The organism is Halobellus inordinatus, assembly GCF_024498335.1.
GTDB classification, from domain to species: Archaea; Halobacteriota; Halobacteria; order Halobacteriales; family Haloferacaceae; genus Haloquadratum; species Haloquadratum inordinatus.
The window spans coordinates 414,536-429,108 of the sequence record NZ_CP101825.1; the positions used below are offsets into that span (position 1 = coordinate 414,536).

The 14,573-nt window shown below is 66.0% G+C and carries 15 protein-coding genes; 9 read left to right on the forward strand and 6 right to left on the reverse strand.

All coding sequences use genetic code 11. From position 1 onward, the window contains the following. From NO362_RS02085 to NO362_RS02095, 3 genes are all read right to left on the reverse strand, one after another. Window positions 1-1,569 carry a DNA-directed RNA polymerase subunit B'' gene (locus NO362_RS02085; RefSeq protein ID WP_121568533.1) on the reverse strand — a complete coding sequence of 523 codons (1,569 nt, stop codon included), beginning with the start codon at window positions 1,567-1,569 and terminating at the stop codon, window positions 1-3. Beyond that, window positions 1,566-1,793, reverse strand: a complete 228-nt coding sequence (locus NO362_RS02090; RefSeq protein WP_121568534.1) for a DNA-directed RNA polymerase subunit H — start codon at window positions 1,791-1,793, stop codon at window positions 1,566-1,568. Before NO362_RS02090 ends, NO362_RS02085 begins: the two co-directional genes overlap by 4 nt. A 450-nt stretch (window positions 1,794-2,243) precedes the next feature. Further along, complete coding sequence (locus tag NO362_RS02095) at window positions 2,244-3,536, reverse strand: phosphoglucose isomerase-related protein (RefSeq protein ID WP_256545942.1); 1,293 nt, start codon at window positions 3,534-3,536, stop codon at window positions 2,244-2,246. Window positions 3,537-3,664: 128 nt separating this feature from the next. Between NO362_RS02095 and NO362_RS02100 the strand changes: the two genes are divergently transcribed. The 5 genes from NO362_RS02100 to NO362_RS02120 all read left to right on the forward strand — a co-directional run bounded on the left by NO362_RS02100 (window position 3,665) and on the right by NO362_RS02120 (window position 7,794). Continuing rightward, on the forward strand, window positions 3,665-4,198 hold the full coding sequence (locus tag NO362_RS02100) for a DUF8056 family protein (protein WP_256545943.1): 534 nt from the start codon (window positions 3,665-3,667) through the stop codon (window positions 4,196-4,198). Window positions 4,199-4,236: 38 nt separating this feature from the next. Beyond that, window positions 4,237-4,731, forward strand: coding sequence for a DUF5812 family protein (locus NO362_RS02105; RefSeq protein ID WP_256545944.1), 495 nt, complete (start codon window positions 4,237-4,239; stop codon window positions 4,729-4,731). Window positions 4,732-4,816: 85 nt separating this feature from the next. Beyond that, a complete protein-coding gene (secF, locus tag NO362_RS02110) occupies window positions 4,817-5,698 on the forward strand; it encodes a protein translocase subunit SecF (protein WP_256288766.1) in 882 nt (293 codons plus the stop codon). Then, the gene (locus NO362_RS02115) at window positions 5,698-7,308 is read left to right on the forward strand and encodes a preprotein translocase subunit SecD (protein WP_256545945.1); all 1,611 of its coding nucleotides are present in this window, start codon (window positions 5,698-5,700) and stop codon (window positions 7,306-7,308) included. Before secF ends, NO362_RS02115 begins: the two co-directional genes overlap by 1 nt. A 249-nt stretch (window positions 7,309-7,557) precedes the next feature. Then, window positions 7,558-7,794, forward strand: a complete 237-nt coding sequence (locus NO362_RS02120; RefSeq protein WP_256288764.1) for a DUF7511 domain-containing protein — start codon at window positions 7,558-7,560, stop codon at window positions 7,792-7,794. A 27-nt stretch (window positions 7,795-7,821) separates the two neighbouring features. On the opposite strand, the gene rnhB is transcribed toward NO362_RS02120, so the two are convergent. The 3 genes from rnhB to NO362_RS02135 form a co-directional block, all read right to left on the reverse strand. Next, complete coding sequence (gene rnhB, locus NO362_RS02125; protein ID WP_256545946.1) at window positions 7,822-8,520, reverse strand: ribonuclease HII; 699 nt, start codon at window positions 8,518-8,520, stop codon at window positions 7,822-7,824. Window positions 8,521-8,523: 3 nt separating this feature from the next. Further along, window positions 8,524-9,888: a tRNA pseudouridine(54/55) synthase Pus10 gene (locus tag NO362_RS02130; protein WP_256545947.1), complete on the reverse strand. Its 1,365-nt coding sequence runs from the start codon at window positions 9,886-9,888 to the stop codon at window positions 8,524-8,526. Window positions 9,889-9,996: 108 nt separating this feature from the next. Beyond that, on the reverse strand, window positions 9,997-10,548 hold the full coding sequence (locus NO362_RS02135) for a DUF4112 domain-containing protein (RefSeq protein WP_256545948.1): 552 nt from the start codon (window positions 10,546-10,548) through the stop codon (window positions 9,997-9,999). A gap of 113 nt (window positions 10,549-10,661) precedes the next feature. On the opposite strand from NO362_RS02135, the gene NO362_RS02140 reads away from it, so the two are divergent. The 4 genes from NO362_RS02140 to NO362_RS02155 all read left to right on the forward strand — a co-directional run bounded on the left by NO362_RS02140 (window position 10,662) and on the right by NO362_RS02155 (window position 14,562). After that, window positions 10,662-11,615, forward strand: a complete 954-nt coding sequence (locus tag NO362_RS02140; RefSeq protein WP_256545949.1) for an ABC transporter ATP-binding protein — start codon at window positions 10,662-10,664, stop codon at window positions 11,613-11,615. Further along, window positions 11,612-12,379: an ABC transporter permease gene (locus tag NO362_RS02145; RefSeq protein WP_121568545.1), complete on the forward strand. Its 768-nt coding sequence runs from the start codon at window positions 11,612-11,614 to the stop codon at window positions 12,377-12,379. The genes NO362_RS02140 and NO362_RS02145 overlap by 4 nt, the downstream gene beginning before the upstream one ends. A gap of 298 nt (window positions 12,380-12,677) precedes the next feature. Continuing rightward, on the forward strand, window positions 12,678-13,583 hold the full coding sequence (locus NO362_RS02150) for a S49 family peptidase (protein ID WP_256545950.1): 906 nt from the start codon (window positions 12,678-12,680) through the stop codon (window positions 13,581-13,583). After that, window positions 13,570-14,562, forward strand: a complete 993-nt coding sequence (locus tag NO362_RS02155; protein WP_256545951.1) for a motility-associated ABC transporter substrate-binding family protein — start codon at window positions 13,570-13,572, stop codon at window positions 14,560-14,562. Before NO362_RS02150 ends, NO362_RS02155 begins: the two co-directional genes overlap by 14 nt. Window positions 14,563-14,573 lie beyond the last annotated feature (11 nt).

Genomic DNA, 14,573 nt, shown 5'->3' on the forward strand with positions numbered 1-14,573 from the left:
TTAATCGTCCGCGGGTGTGCCGGCGCCCGGACCCTCGATGCCGGGGATTCCTTCGACGCCCATCGACGCCAGTTCGCGCTTGAGCGACTGTTCGTCCTCGATGTTCTGTGAGAGCTCCATCGCCTGCGCGAAGTTCTTCACCAGACCGCAGTTCGGTCCCTCGGGGGTCTCGGAGGGACAGATGCGACCCCACTGGGTCGCGTGCAGGTCACGCGCCTCGAAGTGCGGCTGACTCCGCGAGAGCGGGCTCCGGAGGCGACGCAGGTGCGACAGGACGCCCATATAGTCCGTCCGGTCGACGAGCTGGGAGACGCCCGAGCGGCCGCCGACCCAGTTCCCCGTCGCGATCGGGTGTTCGAGCCGCTCTGTGAGCACGTCCGAGCGAACCACGGTGTTGACCGTGAGTTCGCGGTTCCGCATATTGGCCCGTTCGAGCTGGTACTTCACGTCGCGTGCGAGCTTGTTCAGCGCCGTCCGGAAGAGGTCCTTCATCAGGTCGCCGGAGACTTTCAGGCGCTTGTTGGCGTAGTGGTCCTTGTCGTCGGATTCGCGGCGGTTGAGCGCGAGCTCGAAGCACGCCTCGGCCATCCGACAGAGGTAGTACGCCTTGTTGATGCGGACGTCTTCGTCGTCGACGCCGTCCTCGTGCAGGTGCGGCAGGAGGTAGCGGTCGATGACGTAGTTGGCCCGCTTCAGCTGGTAGTTCTTGCCCTGGCCGCCGGCGACGCGCTTGCCGAGTTTCTCGATCGCTTCCTGCTCGGTCTGGACTTCCGCTTCCTCCAGATTTTCGAGCATGAACTTCACGATCTCGGGGTCGTCGGAGACGCGGTGGACGATCTCCTCGTCGGATTCGAGCCCGAGCGCGCGGACGAGCGTCACGAAGTTCACGCTGCCGGAGACAGACGGGAAGGAGACTTCGAGCAGCCCTTCGCGGTTGCGCTCACAGAGGACGAGCGCGCGGTAGCCACGGCGCTGGGAGAACGTCTTTGCGACCTGGATCTCGTCGCCGTACTTGCTGTCGTACTCCGCGAGGATCTTGTTCGGCGCGAGGTCCTCGGAGGTCATCAGAACGCGCTCGGAGCCGTTGACGATGAAGTAGCCGCCGGGATCGACGGGGTCCTCGCCGATCTCGATCAGTTCTTCCTCAGAGAGGCCGGCGATGTTACACTTCGTCGAGCCGACCATGATGGGCATCCGGCCCACCTTGGTCTCGGTGGTGTCGACGACGACTTCCTCTTCTTCTTCGCCGCCGCGGACGATGGACATCTCCATAAACACCGGCGCGGCGTAGGTGATGTTCCGGAGGCGGGCCTCCTGCGGGAAGAGCAGTTCCTCGGAGCCGTCGGCCTCGCGGACACGCGGGGTCTCGACGCGGACGTCACCGAGTTCGACGAAGACGGGCTCTTCGCCCTCCTTGTCGCCGATGTCGGTTTCGATTCGTTCCTTCTCCGTGACGACGTCCTGCATCCCCCGCTCGAGGAAGTTGTTGAACGAGCGGAAGTGGTGTTCTGCGAGCCGTTCCTCCGAGAAGTACTCACGCGAGACGACGCGTCGGTCCTGTCGATTCATTCGATCACCAGTCGGTAGGAGACCGCTTTGTCTGTAGTTCGAGAGTCGCGGACGATCTTGACGACGTCGCCGATCTCGGCGTCATCCGGGAGCGCCGGGTCCTTCCGTTTGATCTTCGGAAGATCGGCGCGTTCGACGTCGTACTGCGTCAACATCGACTCGATCTCCTCCTCATCGATGAGCGTGTGCTCTGGGACGAGTTCGTGTTGGCTTACGTCTACCATGTCTGGGTGTGATGGGTGGTGGTTGGGGAAGAAGTTCTCACGGGATACTACAGCCCGGTTCGTCTGGGAACCATTTAACCCTTGCCAACTCCGGATCAGAGAAGCACGGCTCACCGCCACGAGTACCCTCAGCACCCGTGTTGCATTGACACACGAGGGTGTCAAATAAATGTGTTCCGGCGATCGGTACCGCCCGTCGGATCCGGCCGCGAGTTTATACCGGATGCCGCGGCCAGCGCCCGTATGACGTAGCGTCAGCCCCGCGTCGGGCAGCGGTCGTTCGGCACGTCGACGCGGGACCGCAGCAGTGCCGACTGTTCGCCCTCACGTACCAGTGCAGGAGTGGTATACTGTCGGATAGAACGATGTGAAAACCATCGGCACCCCGTGGGTGCCAACATGATTCACGAACTTCTGTCCGACAGTATATCTGTGGCCGCGAGCGCGCCGCTATTCGACGACGAGACTCGTCCGTTCGTCGACGGCGTCAGCCTCTTCGAAGTCGCCGCCACCGAGGAGGCCGCGAGCGGCGCGTTTTCCCCACTCGACGGCGGGCTGGGTGAACGTCGAGACCGCCGCGAGTTCACCGTAGAGCACGCACGCCGCTTCCATCTCGTAGAGCAGCGCACCGAGCGATCGCTCGTCGACGGCGTCGATCTCGACACGGACTGCCGGGACGCCCGACGCCGCGAGGCTCGCCTCGGTCGCTTCGAACTCGGCGTCGAGGAGGTCGCCGAGCGAGGATCCGCCGAGGTACGAGAGCCCGTCGAGATCCGTCTTCGGGATGTCGCGGTCGGGCCGCTCGCGCGGGCGAACGAGCGTCACGAGTTTGTCTCGCGGGCCGGCGCGGTACAGTTGGAGCTGTGAGTGCTGGTCGGTCGCGCCGAGCGCGCGGGCCGGAGTCTGACCCAGCCCGTCCTTGCCGAGACTCTCGGCCCAGAGCTGTGCGAACCACTCGGCGAACGTCTCTAAGCGCTCGGCGTACGGCATCATCGCGTTCGTCACCGCGCCGCGCTGTGCGAGCGCGTACGTCGTCGCGCCGTAGGCGTACGCGGGCGTGTCGAAAAGCGATCCCGAGAGCCCGTCCGCGGCGTCGGCCGCACCAGCGCGGATCGCGTCGAGATCGTGGCCCTGGATCGCCGCGACGGCGAGCCCGACCGTCGAGAGCGCCGAGAAGCGGCCGGGGACACCGTCCGGAACCGCGAGCGACGGGAGATCGTGTTGGTCCGCGAGCGAGCGGAGGTTCCCCGACTCGCCCGTCGTAACGAACGTGCGCTCGGTCCAGTCGACACCGGCGTCGGTCATCGCCTCGCGGACGACGAGGAAGTTCGCGAGCGTCTCGGCCGTCGTCCCCGAGCGCGAAACGACGTTCACGACCGTCCGATCGAGGGAAAGCGAGTCGAGCAGCCGCGAGACGTGCTCGGGGTCGACGTTGTCCAAGAAGTACGCGTCGGGATCCTCGGGACGGGCGAGGGCGTCCGCGAACGTCGCTGCGCCGAGTGCACTCCCGCCGATCCCGACCGTGAGCACCGCCTCGGTGTCGTCGAAGGGATCGACCGCTGTTCTGATGGCGTCGAGATCGACCGTCGATGGAAGATTCAACGCTTCGTAGCCGTGCTCGTGGTCGTCGCGACCGGCTTCGATCCGCTCGTGAGCCGTCGCCACCTGTTCGTCGAGTCGCTCCAGCGACGCCCGGGAGACGCCGGGCGTCGCGTCGAGAGTACTGCCGAGGTCGACGTGCATACGTCTCCAACGACCGCCCCCGACGAAAAAGCGGTCGATCCCTCGAAGCGGCGGTCACTCGGTGCAGTCGGCGAGGCGGCTCGGCGGGACCGGTTCGTTCAAACCGCTCCGAGTCCAATCGAGAGCCGATGGCATCCGGTTACGACGGCGTCTTCGGGGCGTTCCCCTACGCGTTCCGTTCGAGCGAGTCGCGTCTGTTCAAACTCTACGTCGTCGCGAGCGCACTCGCCGTCGGCCTCATCGCGTTGCTCGTGGGCATCGCTCTCGTCGTGCTGATCGGTGAAACCGCCGCTGTTCAGGGTGGATCGCTCACGCTCTCGCGGTCGTTCTACGCCGTCATCGGCCTGCTGGTCATCCTCCCGGCTGTCGCGCCGGTCCTGCTCGTCGCCCGACGACGGCGCAAGAACGTCGATTCGTCCAGTCGCCACGAGGCTGCGCTTGCGGTGGCCGGCTTCTGCTTCCTGCTCTCGCTGTATCTCGGCCTCGTCGCGTCGATGCCGGAGACGTTCGTCATCGACGGCGAGACGGTGACGCGGCCAGCGCCGAGCGGTCTTTTCGCGCCGGTGATCGTGGGCCTGTACGCGATTCCGGCCGCGCTCTCGTGGGTCGTGCCGCTCGCGGGTGCAGGGCTCGTCGCCGCCGCGCACCGGCTCTTCGGGTGACGAAACCCGCAAGTGCGCCGGGCGTCTACCCAGTGGCAATGACAGACGCCGATCAGGCCGGGGAGCCGGACCGAACCGAGGGAACGTTCCTCGTGACTGCGGCCGAAGACGCTTCGGCCGTGCTCAAGAACGTCGAAACCGGGCAGGTACACACGCTCTCGTCGAATCCGGGCGTCGAGTGCGACGACGTCGTCGAGGGCGTCGTCGCCCCCGATCCGCCGATGAACGTCTCCTATCAGCTCATCGAAACGACGTCGAGGCGGTCGCTATCGGTCGAGCGGAGCGACGAACCGCCGACCACACACTCGAAAGAGCTCGCTGCGTCGCAGGACGTCGGCGAGCTCACGCGGGAGCCGCGGGCCGGCAAGGGCGAGATCCACGTGATAACTGTTCCCGAGGATGACACCGGAACAGCCGCCGACGACGTCCTCGAAGACGAAGAGCAGTTGCTCTCGCGGGCGGCGCGCCTCGACGTCAATCGGGTGGAAGTTCGGTCGTCGCCCGGCGTGCTCTCGGTGCGGTATATGCCGTAGCGACGGTGTTGCGGGCCTGTGCGTGCGTCGTCCCCCGTAGGCGATCATAAGAAGGCTTATTCGGCGGGGCTCTCCACCGGCATCTATGGTCGAGTTTACGGTACCGGAGGTCGACTACACCCGGTACACGAACCGCCAGTTGGCGGCGATCCCGCTCGCCGTCCTGGTGGTCGCACTCCTCATCATCGCGGGCTGGTACGTGATGACTGGTTCGCCGGTGAACCAGGGTATCGCGTTCACAGGGGGTACCGAAGTCCAAGTCGCTATCGACGGGCCGCAGTCGGCGGCCGAAGAACAGATCAGACAGGCGTTCTCGGCCGAGCCCGAGACCATCCGTTCGGTCCCGGCGCAGAACGTCTACGTCATCACCTTCCAATCGGAGGCGGGCTCGGTAGGCGCAGCCGAGTTAGAACGCCAGGCGCAAGATGCGGGGCTGGACGTCCGGTCCGTCTCGTCGGTGTCTGCGAGCTTCGGCTCTAATACGCAGGTCCTCGCGCTCGGCGGACTCGGCGTCGCTTTCCTCGGAATGAGCGTGCTCGTCTTCGCGATGTTCCGCGTGTTCGTGCCCTCTATCGCAGTCGTCATCTCCGCGTTCTCGGACATCGTCATTCCACTGGCGCTGATGAACGTCCTCGGGATCGAACTCTCGCTCGGAACCGTCGCGGCGCTCCTGATGCTCATCGGGTACTCCGTCGACTCCGACATCCTGCTGAACAACCACATCCTCCGCCGTTCGGGTGACTTCTACGAGTCGACCTACCGGGCGATGCGGACCGGTGTAACGATGACGCTGACGTCGATCACGGCGATGATCGTGATGACGATCACGGCGACGCTGTTCGGCATTCAGCTGCTAGCAGCCATCGGGACGGTGCTCGTCTTCGGACTCGCCGCGGACCTGATGAACACGTACCTGCTGAATCTGAGTCTCCTTCGCTGGTACAAGTTCAGGGGGGTGGCCCGCTGATGGTCGACGTACGCGAGAACTGGCGCGTCGCCCTCCTCGTCGTGTTCATCCTGATCGCCGGATTCGCGCTCCTCTCGCCGACGCTCGCAGCGGACGACGGGACAGCCGGCTCCGACGTCGCGGCCACGAGTAGCGTGACGAATCTTCAGTACGGCCTCGAGCTCTCCGGCGGGACGCGTGTGCGGGCGCCGCTCGTCGGCGTCACCGCCGAGGACGTCTCGTTCGGCGCAGACAGCACACGGGCGGTCGAGCAGGCCGTGGCCGACGAACTCGAAAACGCCGGGCCCGCCGACGTCATCGCCCGCACGGGCGTGCCGGCCGGACAGCAGTCGAGTGCGCAGGCGCAGTCGGAGACGACGACGACCGTCGAGGTGACTGCCGAGAACGTCACTACCGACGAACTGACAGCTGCACTCGATGCGACCGGCTACGCGACCGAAGAGATGGAGGTTCGCGGCGGTGTCACCGACGCGACCCGGCAGGAAGTCGTCCGCATCCTCCAGAACAAGATCAACGAGGCGGGGCTCTCGGGCGGGACCGTCCAGCAGGTCACGACCGCCCAGGGCGAGAACTACGTGCTCGTCGAGGTTCCGAACCAGGACGCCTCGTCGGTCCGCGAACTCGTCAGCGAGCGCGGGACAGTCGTGATCGAAGCGTACTACCCCACCGGAAACGGGAGCTACGCCCGCGACGTCGTGCTGCAGCAAGAGGACTTCCAGAGCATCGGTACCGCACAGGAGGGTCGGACCGGCGGCGCGTACGTCCCCGTGACGGTCTCCGAGTCGGTCGCCCCAGAGTTCCAGCAGTCGATGGTCGACACCGGCCTCGCCCAGCAGGGCGGGACGCGGTGTGTCTACCAGCAGGACCGGAACAACACCGAACCGTGTCTCCTCCTCGTCGTCAACGGTGAGGTGACGAACGCCTTCGGGATGAGTCCGGGGCTCGCAGACAGCCTCCGTAGTGGCGCGTGGGAACAGGACCCTGTCTTCCAACTGCAGACGACGAACGTCTCGGAGGCGCAGGACGTCGCGATCAACCTCCGCGCCGGTGCGCTCCCGGCACAGCTGGACTTCTCCCAGGACAGCGGTGGGACGGTCTCGTACATCTCACCGAGCCAGGGGGCTGACTTCCGCATCAACTCGCTCATTACCGGAATCATCGCGGTGCTCGCCGTCAGCGGCGTGGTCTTCGTCCGCTACAGCGACGTGCGCGTCGCCGCGCCGATGGTCGTGACCGCGCTCTCGGAGGTCGTGATCCTGCTCGGGTTCGCCGCAGGGATCGGCTACCCGCTCGATCTCTCGGTCATCGCCGGGTTCATCGCCGTCATCGGGACCGGGGTCGACGACCTCATCATCATCGCCGACGAGGTGATGGCCGAAGGCGAGATCAACTCCCGCCGCGTCTTCCAGTCGCGCTTCCGCAAGGCGTTCTGGGTGATCGGCGCGGCGGCGGCGACGACGATCATCGCGATGTCGCCGCTGGCGATCCTCTCGCTCGGCGACCTCCAGGGCTTCGCCATCTTCACCATCCTCGGCGTCCTCGTCGGGGTTCTCATCACCCGCCCGGCGTACGGCGACATCCTGCGGTCGCTGACGACGATCGATCGCTGAACGCTATCGGCCGGCGACGAAGCCACCTTCTCGCAGTTTCGATCCACTGTTTCACGCGTCGTCAGTCGCACGCGCCGTCCGCGTTTCGAAACCGCTTCACCCTGTCGCACCCTCGTTCGTGAGGCAGCGGAGTCTCACCCTACAAGAATAGGCGACTGTTTAAATACGAAACCGGGACAACCGAAGACTGCAGCAGGCGACGACCGACGCCGCGTACATCGGATCAACGACCACGACGAAACCTCCACGATGGCAACCGACTCACACCTCCCTGACGTCGACGCCGCGGACGCTGAGCACGACGACCCCGCTGACGACGCCGAGACGGCCTGGCGAATCCGAGCGTACGTCGCTCGCGTCGAGGCCTACGACGACGCGCCTGACGAGTGTACGATCTATCCTGAGGACGCCGACGCCGACGAACTGCCGACGACCTGGGTCTCCGCCGAATCGGGGTCGTACGTCTCACTCGAAGCGATGCGGTAGCTCTGGATCAAATACGCCCGCCGCCGGTCAGAACTCCGAGAGTCCCGACTGCTCCGCAGCGGCAAGCACGTCGGCGGACGTCGACCACGACGCCCGTGCGCAGTCGGGCAGTTCGCCCGTTTCCGCGACGAAGTCGCGCAAGAAAGCCCGCGTCGTCTGGTCGCTCGGATAGCCGCTTCCGATCGGCCCGTAGTCGGCGTACGCTGCGTCGAGGGCCTCGATCGCCGCGTCGCGACGGACTTTCGCGACGACGGAAGCGGCCGCGACGATCGGGTACTCGGCGTCGGCACCGTGTTCTGCCTGTACGTCGACAGTCGGTCCAGCCGGTTCGGCCGCGACGCCCTGACGGACCCGACGCGCGAACCGCGACTCGCTGACGTCGCCGGCGTCGGTGGTGACGGCGTCGCCGTCGCGAGCGACGGCAGCGATCGCTTCGGCGTGTGCGTCGACCGTCAGCGAGTTCATATCAGTCTCGGGGTCGTCGATGCGGTCGGTCGAGACGGTGGCGACGCCGACAGCGACGTCCTTGCGGGCGCGAAGCGTCTCGGCGATCTCCTCTCTCGTCGCCGGCGAGAGTCGTTTCGAGTCGTCGACATCGTCGGGGATCGCGTCGGGCAGCGCGCGAACCGCCGCGGCGACCATCGGACCGAGCACGGGGCCTTTGCCGGCCTCGTCGCTGCCGATCGCGACCGCGTCGCCGCCGGGAGTCTGACCTGCGGGCGGCATCGCTCAGTCGTCCGCGGCGTCGTCACCGTCGCCGGACGCCTCGGCCTCCGGTTCGTCGGTGTCGACCTCCTCGTCGCCCGCGGTCTCCTCGCGGAAGTACGCCTCGTCCTCGAACTCCTCATCCTCGCCGTAGACGCCGACGACGTCGAGCGCGGTCACCTCGGCGTCGACGCCGAGCAGACCCGCGAGGCTGGGATTCGTCCGGCCCTCGTCGCCGGAGACGAGTTCCTTGATGTAGAGGCCGCCCGCGCCGTGGATCTCGACCGTCGCGTGGGTGTCGTCGTCGAGTTCGCCACTCGTCTCGTAGACCTCGCGCGTCCGGGTCAGGCTCGCCCGGCGGTGGTCCACGCGGTGGGGCGTGTACTGCTCGATCGTCGCACCTTCGAGTTCCTCGAGTGCGGCCGCCAGGTCGTCGGCGTCGACCGCATCGCCGAATTCGACCTCGGCGCGGTAGCGCTTGGACGCGTCCAGGCCCTTGACCCGCTCGACCATCTCGTAGTCGGCCAGTCGGAGGCCCTCGACCTCGACGCGACCCTCTGCGAAGGCGTTGATGTCGCCCTCCAGTCGGTCGGTGTCGACGTGGCGACGACGGGGTTCCATCACCTCGATGACGAACGGCCGGCCGGTGCCGAGCATCCGCGCGTCGACGTCCTCGCGGCCAGCGCCGTGGAACTTCGCGTCGGTGCCGTCCATCACGTCGCGGACGACTGGCGCCGTGAGGCCCTCGACGCTGTCCTGATAGAGGTAGCCCGTGCCGTCGCACTTCTCGCAGGGCTGTTTGCCGACGTAGCCGGAACCGTCGCAGGCGTTACACGGCCACTCGGTCTGGGGGATGTCGCGTTCGAGTTTTCGGTAGCGGCCGTAGACGAACGCCGAGTGGACGTCGACCTCGACGCGGTCGGCTTCCAGATCCAGCGTGAACTGCACGTCCGGCCGCCCGAAGTCGACCGCCGTGTCGGTGAGTCGGCCCACGCGCTTGCCCACTTCGCGGTTGAACTCCGATTTGAACAGTTCCCCAGCATCCTCGTCGAGGCCGGCGCCCTCGCGGAAGAGCAGTTCGTTCTCCTCGACGAGCGGCGGCGTGCGCGTGCCGACCTGATAGGTGTCGAACTCGACGTCCTCGACGGCGGCCGCACAGCGCTCGGCCCACTCGTCGAACTCGTCACACAGGCCTTCACACACCCAGCAGTCGGCGGTGTCGACCGATTCGTAGGGTTCGTCGTCGTCGAGCGCGGCGGCGATACGGAGGCTCGACCCCCGTTCGTCGTTCGTCAGCCCGTGGCTCCGATCGGCGAAGACCCGGCCCAGGCAGGCGTCACAGACCGGTTCCTGCGCATCGAGCGCGCGGGCGTCGGCGAGAATGCTCATAGACGTAGAAAAGGCGGCTATCGCTTCTGTCTTGTCCTTTCGGCGCTGGGACGGTGTTCCCGATGACGCCCCGACAGTTTCGGGCTCGTCAGACAGCATTCGGACTCCTCAGACGACGCCTGCAACGCCCGCGACGCGTAACAGCCACCAGACGGTGACAGCCGCGCCCGCCCCCACCGCGAGCACAGCGACGAAGACGGCGGTCCCGAGCGCGACCACGACTCGTCGGTCGCGCGTCTCGCCGCGGGGATCGACCAGTCGCGCTTCGAGCAGGCGGACGTTCCGGTCGTTCGCCCGCCAGAGCACGTCGAAGGCGTCGCCGACGAGCGGAACCGAGCCGAAAACGGCGTCGACGAGGAGGTACAGACACATCCGCGCGAGCGTCGCTCGGGGAGCACCGAGCGCCGCCGCCTCCGCAACCACGTACGCCGAAGCGGCCGTCGCCGGTGCGTCGCCGACGACCGGAAGCAGCCCCAAGAGCGGGTCGAGACCGACCTTGAGGTTCGTGCCGGGGATTTCGATCGCGCTGTCGAGCAGACGGCTGAGTCGGCGCAGCCGCGCGAGTCGGTCGGCGGTTGCAGGGTCGACATCGCTCTCGATGCCGGCCGCGGGACTGACGATCTCGGCGTCAGCGGCGGATGAGCGGTTCGACGATTCCACAACGAGACGATGACCGGCGACGGGCATCGTTGTTTCGGCGTCGAGGGTTACAGAACGGGAAACGTAGGCCGAATCCGCTGTCCTTAGGACCGCTCAGAAGAGAGGGAAAGTGAATGGAAGCCGCGATCGAGATACGCGACCTGCGAAAATCCTACGGCGACGTACAGGCGCTCGACGGCGTCGACCTCACCGTCCCAGAGGGGTCGTTCTTCGGGCTGCTCGGACCGAACGGCGCGGGCAAGACGACGTTCATCAACATCCTCGTCGGCCTCGTCCGCAAGACGGGCGGCGAGGCGCGCGTGTTCGGCCACGGCGTCGAAGACGACTACCGCGAGGCGCGCGATCACATCGGGCTCGCGCCTCAGGAGTTCAACGTCGATCGCTTCTTCCCGATCCGGGAAGTGCTCGAACACAAAGCCGGCTATCACGGCGTGCCGGCCGGGGAAGCCGGCGACCGCGCCGACGAAGTCCTGAAGCGCGTCGGCATCTACGACAAACGCGACACGCGCTTCGATTGGCTCTCGGGCGGGATGAAGCGTCGGTTTATGCTCGCGCGAGCGCTCATCACCGATCCCGATCTGCTCATCCTCGACGAGCCGACCGCCGGCGTCGACGTCCAGCTCCGCCACGAGCTCTGGGAGACGATCGTCGACCTGAACCAGCAGGGGACGACGATCCTGCTCACGACGCACTACATCGAGGAGGCCGAACGGCTCTGTGACGAGGTCGCCATCCTCGATTCCGGACGCGTCGTCGACGTCGCCAGCCCCGAGGAACTGATGGACCACGGGACCGACGACATCGCCGTGGAACTGCGGCACGCACCGACTGCCGTTCCCGACTTCACGGCAGTCGACGAGCGGGTCGAGAGCGTCGACCTCGACGGCACGCGACTCGTCGTCACCGCACACCAAGGCGGGCTCGTCGCACCGGAGGTCGTCCGGTGTCTCGACGAGCAGGGCCACGAGATCGTCGACTTAGAGATCCAGCGGACGTCGCTCGAAGAGGTCTTCGTCGAGATGACCAGACAAGGCGAGGGCCGCGCGACCGCGGAGGTGTCGCAATGAGCATCGACACGACGGGGTTCGTCTCGCTGCTGCGCCGCGAAGTCCTCCGGTTCGTCCGCCGCCCGCGGAACACCTTCGTCCCCCCGTTCATCACCAACGTGCTGTACTTCTCGGTGTTCGGCGTCATCCTCGGCGAACGCATCGATCAGATCGCCGGTGTCCCGTACATTCTCTTTATTCTCCCCGGCCTGGTCGTCCTCGGTGCGATCTCGAACGCCTTCGAGAACGCCTCGTTCACGATCTTCCACGGCCGCTGGAACCGCTACATCGAGGAGGTGTTGACCTCGCCGCTCTCGTATCGGACGATGGTCAGCGCGTACGTGCTGGCCGCGGCGATCCGGGGTGCGATCGTCGGCGTGCTCATCGCCCTCATCGGTGCGTTCTTCACCTCCGTCGGGGTGGCACGTCCGCTGTATCTCGTCGCGTTCGCGGTCGTCATTACACTGCTTTTCGCCGGGTTCGGCGTCGCCGGCGGCCTCTGGGCCGACGACTTCGACGACCTGACGATGCTGAATCAGTTCATTCTGCGGCCGCTCGTCTTCTTCGGCGGTGTCTTCTACTCGCTGAACGAGTTGCCGGCGACGGTCCAGCAGGTGTCGCTTCTGAATCCGATGATCTATATGGTCAACGGCGTGCGGTTCGGCTTCCTCGGCGTCAGCGAAGTCGACCCGAACGCGTCGCTCGCCGTGCTCGGCACGCTCACCCTCGGCGTCATCGTGGCCGACATCGCGCTCTTCCGGCGCGGCTACGGCCTGACCGACTGATACTGCCAGCTGTGACTGGTGTGAGATATCGCAGCATTTGCAACTGATTGCGCACCCGACCGAACGCAGTCGCGATCACGTGCGTGAAGACGTGCAAATGCGACGGTCGTTGTGGCCTCGGCTCGGGTCTCGCTGTTCGCCACGGATCAGAGCCCCTTTGTCGTCGAGGGCAGCCCACAGTATGGGTATGCTAGCGACGACAGTCGATTACCGGTAGTCGCCCGTTTCACGTGGGTGAAATCTGACTTTTCGTTTCAAGAATCGCTTTACGGAGCCTCGGATATGGTTCCCACGCAGTATGAATAGAGATTCATCCGCGGCGTCGGCGAAGGCGTTATTCGTCGTCGCCGTCGTCGCGGCCGTCCTGGTGAGTTCGGTACTCGCCCCCGTTGCCTACGATTATACGACGTCCACGCAGTCTGAGGGAACGGTGTCGGTGATTACGGTCTCCGGCACCATCTCCGCCTCGACGGTGGACGGCATTTCTGAAGACCTCCGAAATGCACGGACGAACGATTCCATCGAAGCGGTCGTTCTCAAGGTGGATAGCGGTGGCGGCTATGTCGCTCCCAGCGAGCGACTGTACCTCGAAGTGTTACGAACAGCAGAACAGATGCCCGTGGTCGCCTCGGTGCAGGGCGTCGGCGCATCCGGCGCGTACTACGGGATGCTCCCGGCCGACGAGATCTTCGTCCTCTCCTCGACAGAGGTCGGTAGTGTCGGTGTGGTCAGTTCCGGCGGCAGCGTCCCCCTCCCCGAGTCGGTCATCCGGACCGGCCCCGACAAGGCGCAGCCGACGGCCGACGAGCGTCGACAGACCGTCGAATCGCTCAAACGACAGTTTGTCGGGCGCGTGATGCAACACCGCGGCGACAACATCACGCTCTCCCGCGAGGAGGTCGCCTACGCGAAGACCTACCTCGGACCGAGAGCCGTAGAGAACGGCTACGCCGACCAGATCGGCGCGTTGCCGACGGCGATCGACCACGCGGCCGAGATGGCCGGGCTAGAGAACTACGACGTGACGAGACAGGAGCCTCCGCAGTCGCTGGGGCTGGTCCTGCTGACCTCACAAACGGACAACGGAACGATGATCTACAAACGGAGTGCGCAGACGAACGGACTCGTCCCCGTCACGCGGCCGTTGATGGTGGACGAAATCGCCCCCTACAATCCGGAGGTGAACGCCAATGGAAGCGCGTGACCTCACCGGACCCGCAGTCGCGTTCGTCGTCGTCGTCGCGCTCATTGTCGGTGGCGCAGCGGTGCTTCCGATCTTCTCGGGCGGCGACACCCCGGAAGTGTCGAACCTCGCGCAACAGCAGGCCGACCTCGACGCGGTCCGCGTGGCCGCCGCCGACGAGACCGGTGAGATCACGATGGACAGCGACGCCACCGGAAAGACGGTTCTCGTCGACAAGGCACACGGAAACGAGTTCTCCGACGAAAAGCTCTCGACGCTCGTGAACACGCTCGTCGAGAACGGCCACGAAGTCCGGTTCGTGACTCAAGAGCAGGCCCGCGGCTCCGCGTGGAACGAATCGCTCCGGAGCGCGGACGCACTGCTGGTCGCGAACCCGACGCAGGCGTACACACCCGAACAGCTCGCCGGCGTCCGCGCGTTCAACGACGCGGGCGGCCGCGTCCTGTTGCTCTCGGACCCCGCGTCTTCGTCCGGGTCCATACTCAGCATCCTCGGACTCGGAGTCGGGCCCCAGCAACCATCGAGCGGCGGTCCCGGCCTGAGTTCGACGTTCGGCGTCGCCGGACACTCGGGGTACCTGTTCAATATGCACGAGTACCAGCACAACTTCAAGAGCATCTACGCGACCGCCGGAAGCGGATCGCTCTCGCAGGACGTCGATCGCGTCGTGTTCCGCGGGTCGGTCGCCGTCTCGACTGACGGCGGAGAGCGCGCGCTGACGGCGATCGAGCAGACGAAGCTCTCGACGACCCGCCGCGCCGACACGTACGCCGTCGCGGTGCAGTCCGGTGACGTGGCAATGGTCGGGGACACCGACTTTCTCGCACCGACCGACGCGTACACCGCCGACAACGAAGCGTTCATCGGCAACCTGGCCGACTTCCTCGTGAGCGGACAGAAGACGGGCAACGCGCCGGCACCGCCGTCGACGGGGTCGGAGAACGGCACAGGACCGACGCTGCCGATGCCGACACTCTGAGGCGGGCCCGC

Bases quoted from the DNA above. Each gene is read 5' to 3' on its own strand.
- NO362_RS02105 (WP_256545944.1), top strand. From the start codon at position 4,237: ATGACAGACGCCGATCAGGCCGGGGAGCCGGACCGAACCGAGGGAACG.
- NO362_RS02100 (WP_256545943.1), top strand. From the start codon at position 3,665: ATGGCATCCGGTTACGACGGCGTCTTCGGGGCGTTCCCCTACGCGTTC.
- NO362_RS02115 (WP_256545945.1), top strand. From the start codon at position 5,698: ATGGTCGACGTACGCGAGAACTGGCGCGTCGCCCTCCTCGTCGTGTTC.
- secF (WP_256288766.1), top strand. From the start codon at position 4,817: ATGGTCGAGTTTACGGTACCGGAGGTCGACTACACCCGGTACACGAAC.
- NO362_RS02140 (WP_256545949.1), top strand. From the start codon at position 10,662: ATGGAAGCCGCGATCGAGATACGCGACCTGCGAAAATCCTACGGCGAC.
- NO362_RS02145 (WP_121568545.1), top strand. From the start codon at position 11,612: ATGAGCATCGACACGACGGGGTTCGTCTCGCTGCTGCGCCGCGAAGTC.
- NO362_RS02095 (WP_256545942.1), bottom strand. From the start codon at position 3,536: ATGCACGTCGACCTCGGCAGTACTCTCGACGCGACGCCCGGCGTCTCC.
- NO362_RS02150 (WP_256545950.1), top strand. From the start codon at position 12,678: ATGAATAGAGATTCATCCGCGGCGTCGGCGAAGGCGTTATTCGTCGTC.
- NO362_RS02155 (WP_256545951.1), top strand. From the start codon at position 13,570: ATGGAAGCGCGTGACCTCACCGGACCCGCAGTCGCGTTCGTCGTCGTC.
- NO362_RS02130 (WP_256545947.1), bottom strand. From the start codon at position 9,888: ATGAGCATTCTCGCCGACGCCCGCGCGCTCGATGCGCAGGAACCGGTC.
- NO362_RS02120 (WP_256288764.1), top strand. From the start codon at position 7,558: ATGGCAACCGACTCACACCTCCCTGACGTCGACGCCGCGGACGCTGAG.
- NO362_RS02090 (WP_121568534.1), bottom strand. From the start codon at position 1,793: ATGGTAGACGTAAGCCAACACGAACTCGTCCCAGAGCACACGCTCATC.
- rnhB (WP_256545946.1), bottom strand. From the start codon at position 8,520: ATGCCGCCCGCAGGTCAGACTCCCGGCGGCGACGCGGTCGCGATCGGC.
- NO362_RS02085 (WP_121568533.1), bottom strand. From the start codon at position 1,569: ATGAATCGACAGGACCGACGCGTCGTCTCGCGTGAGTACTTCTCGGAG.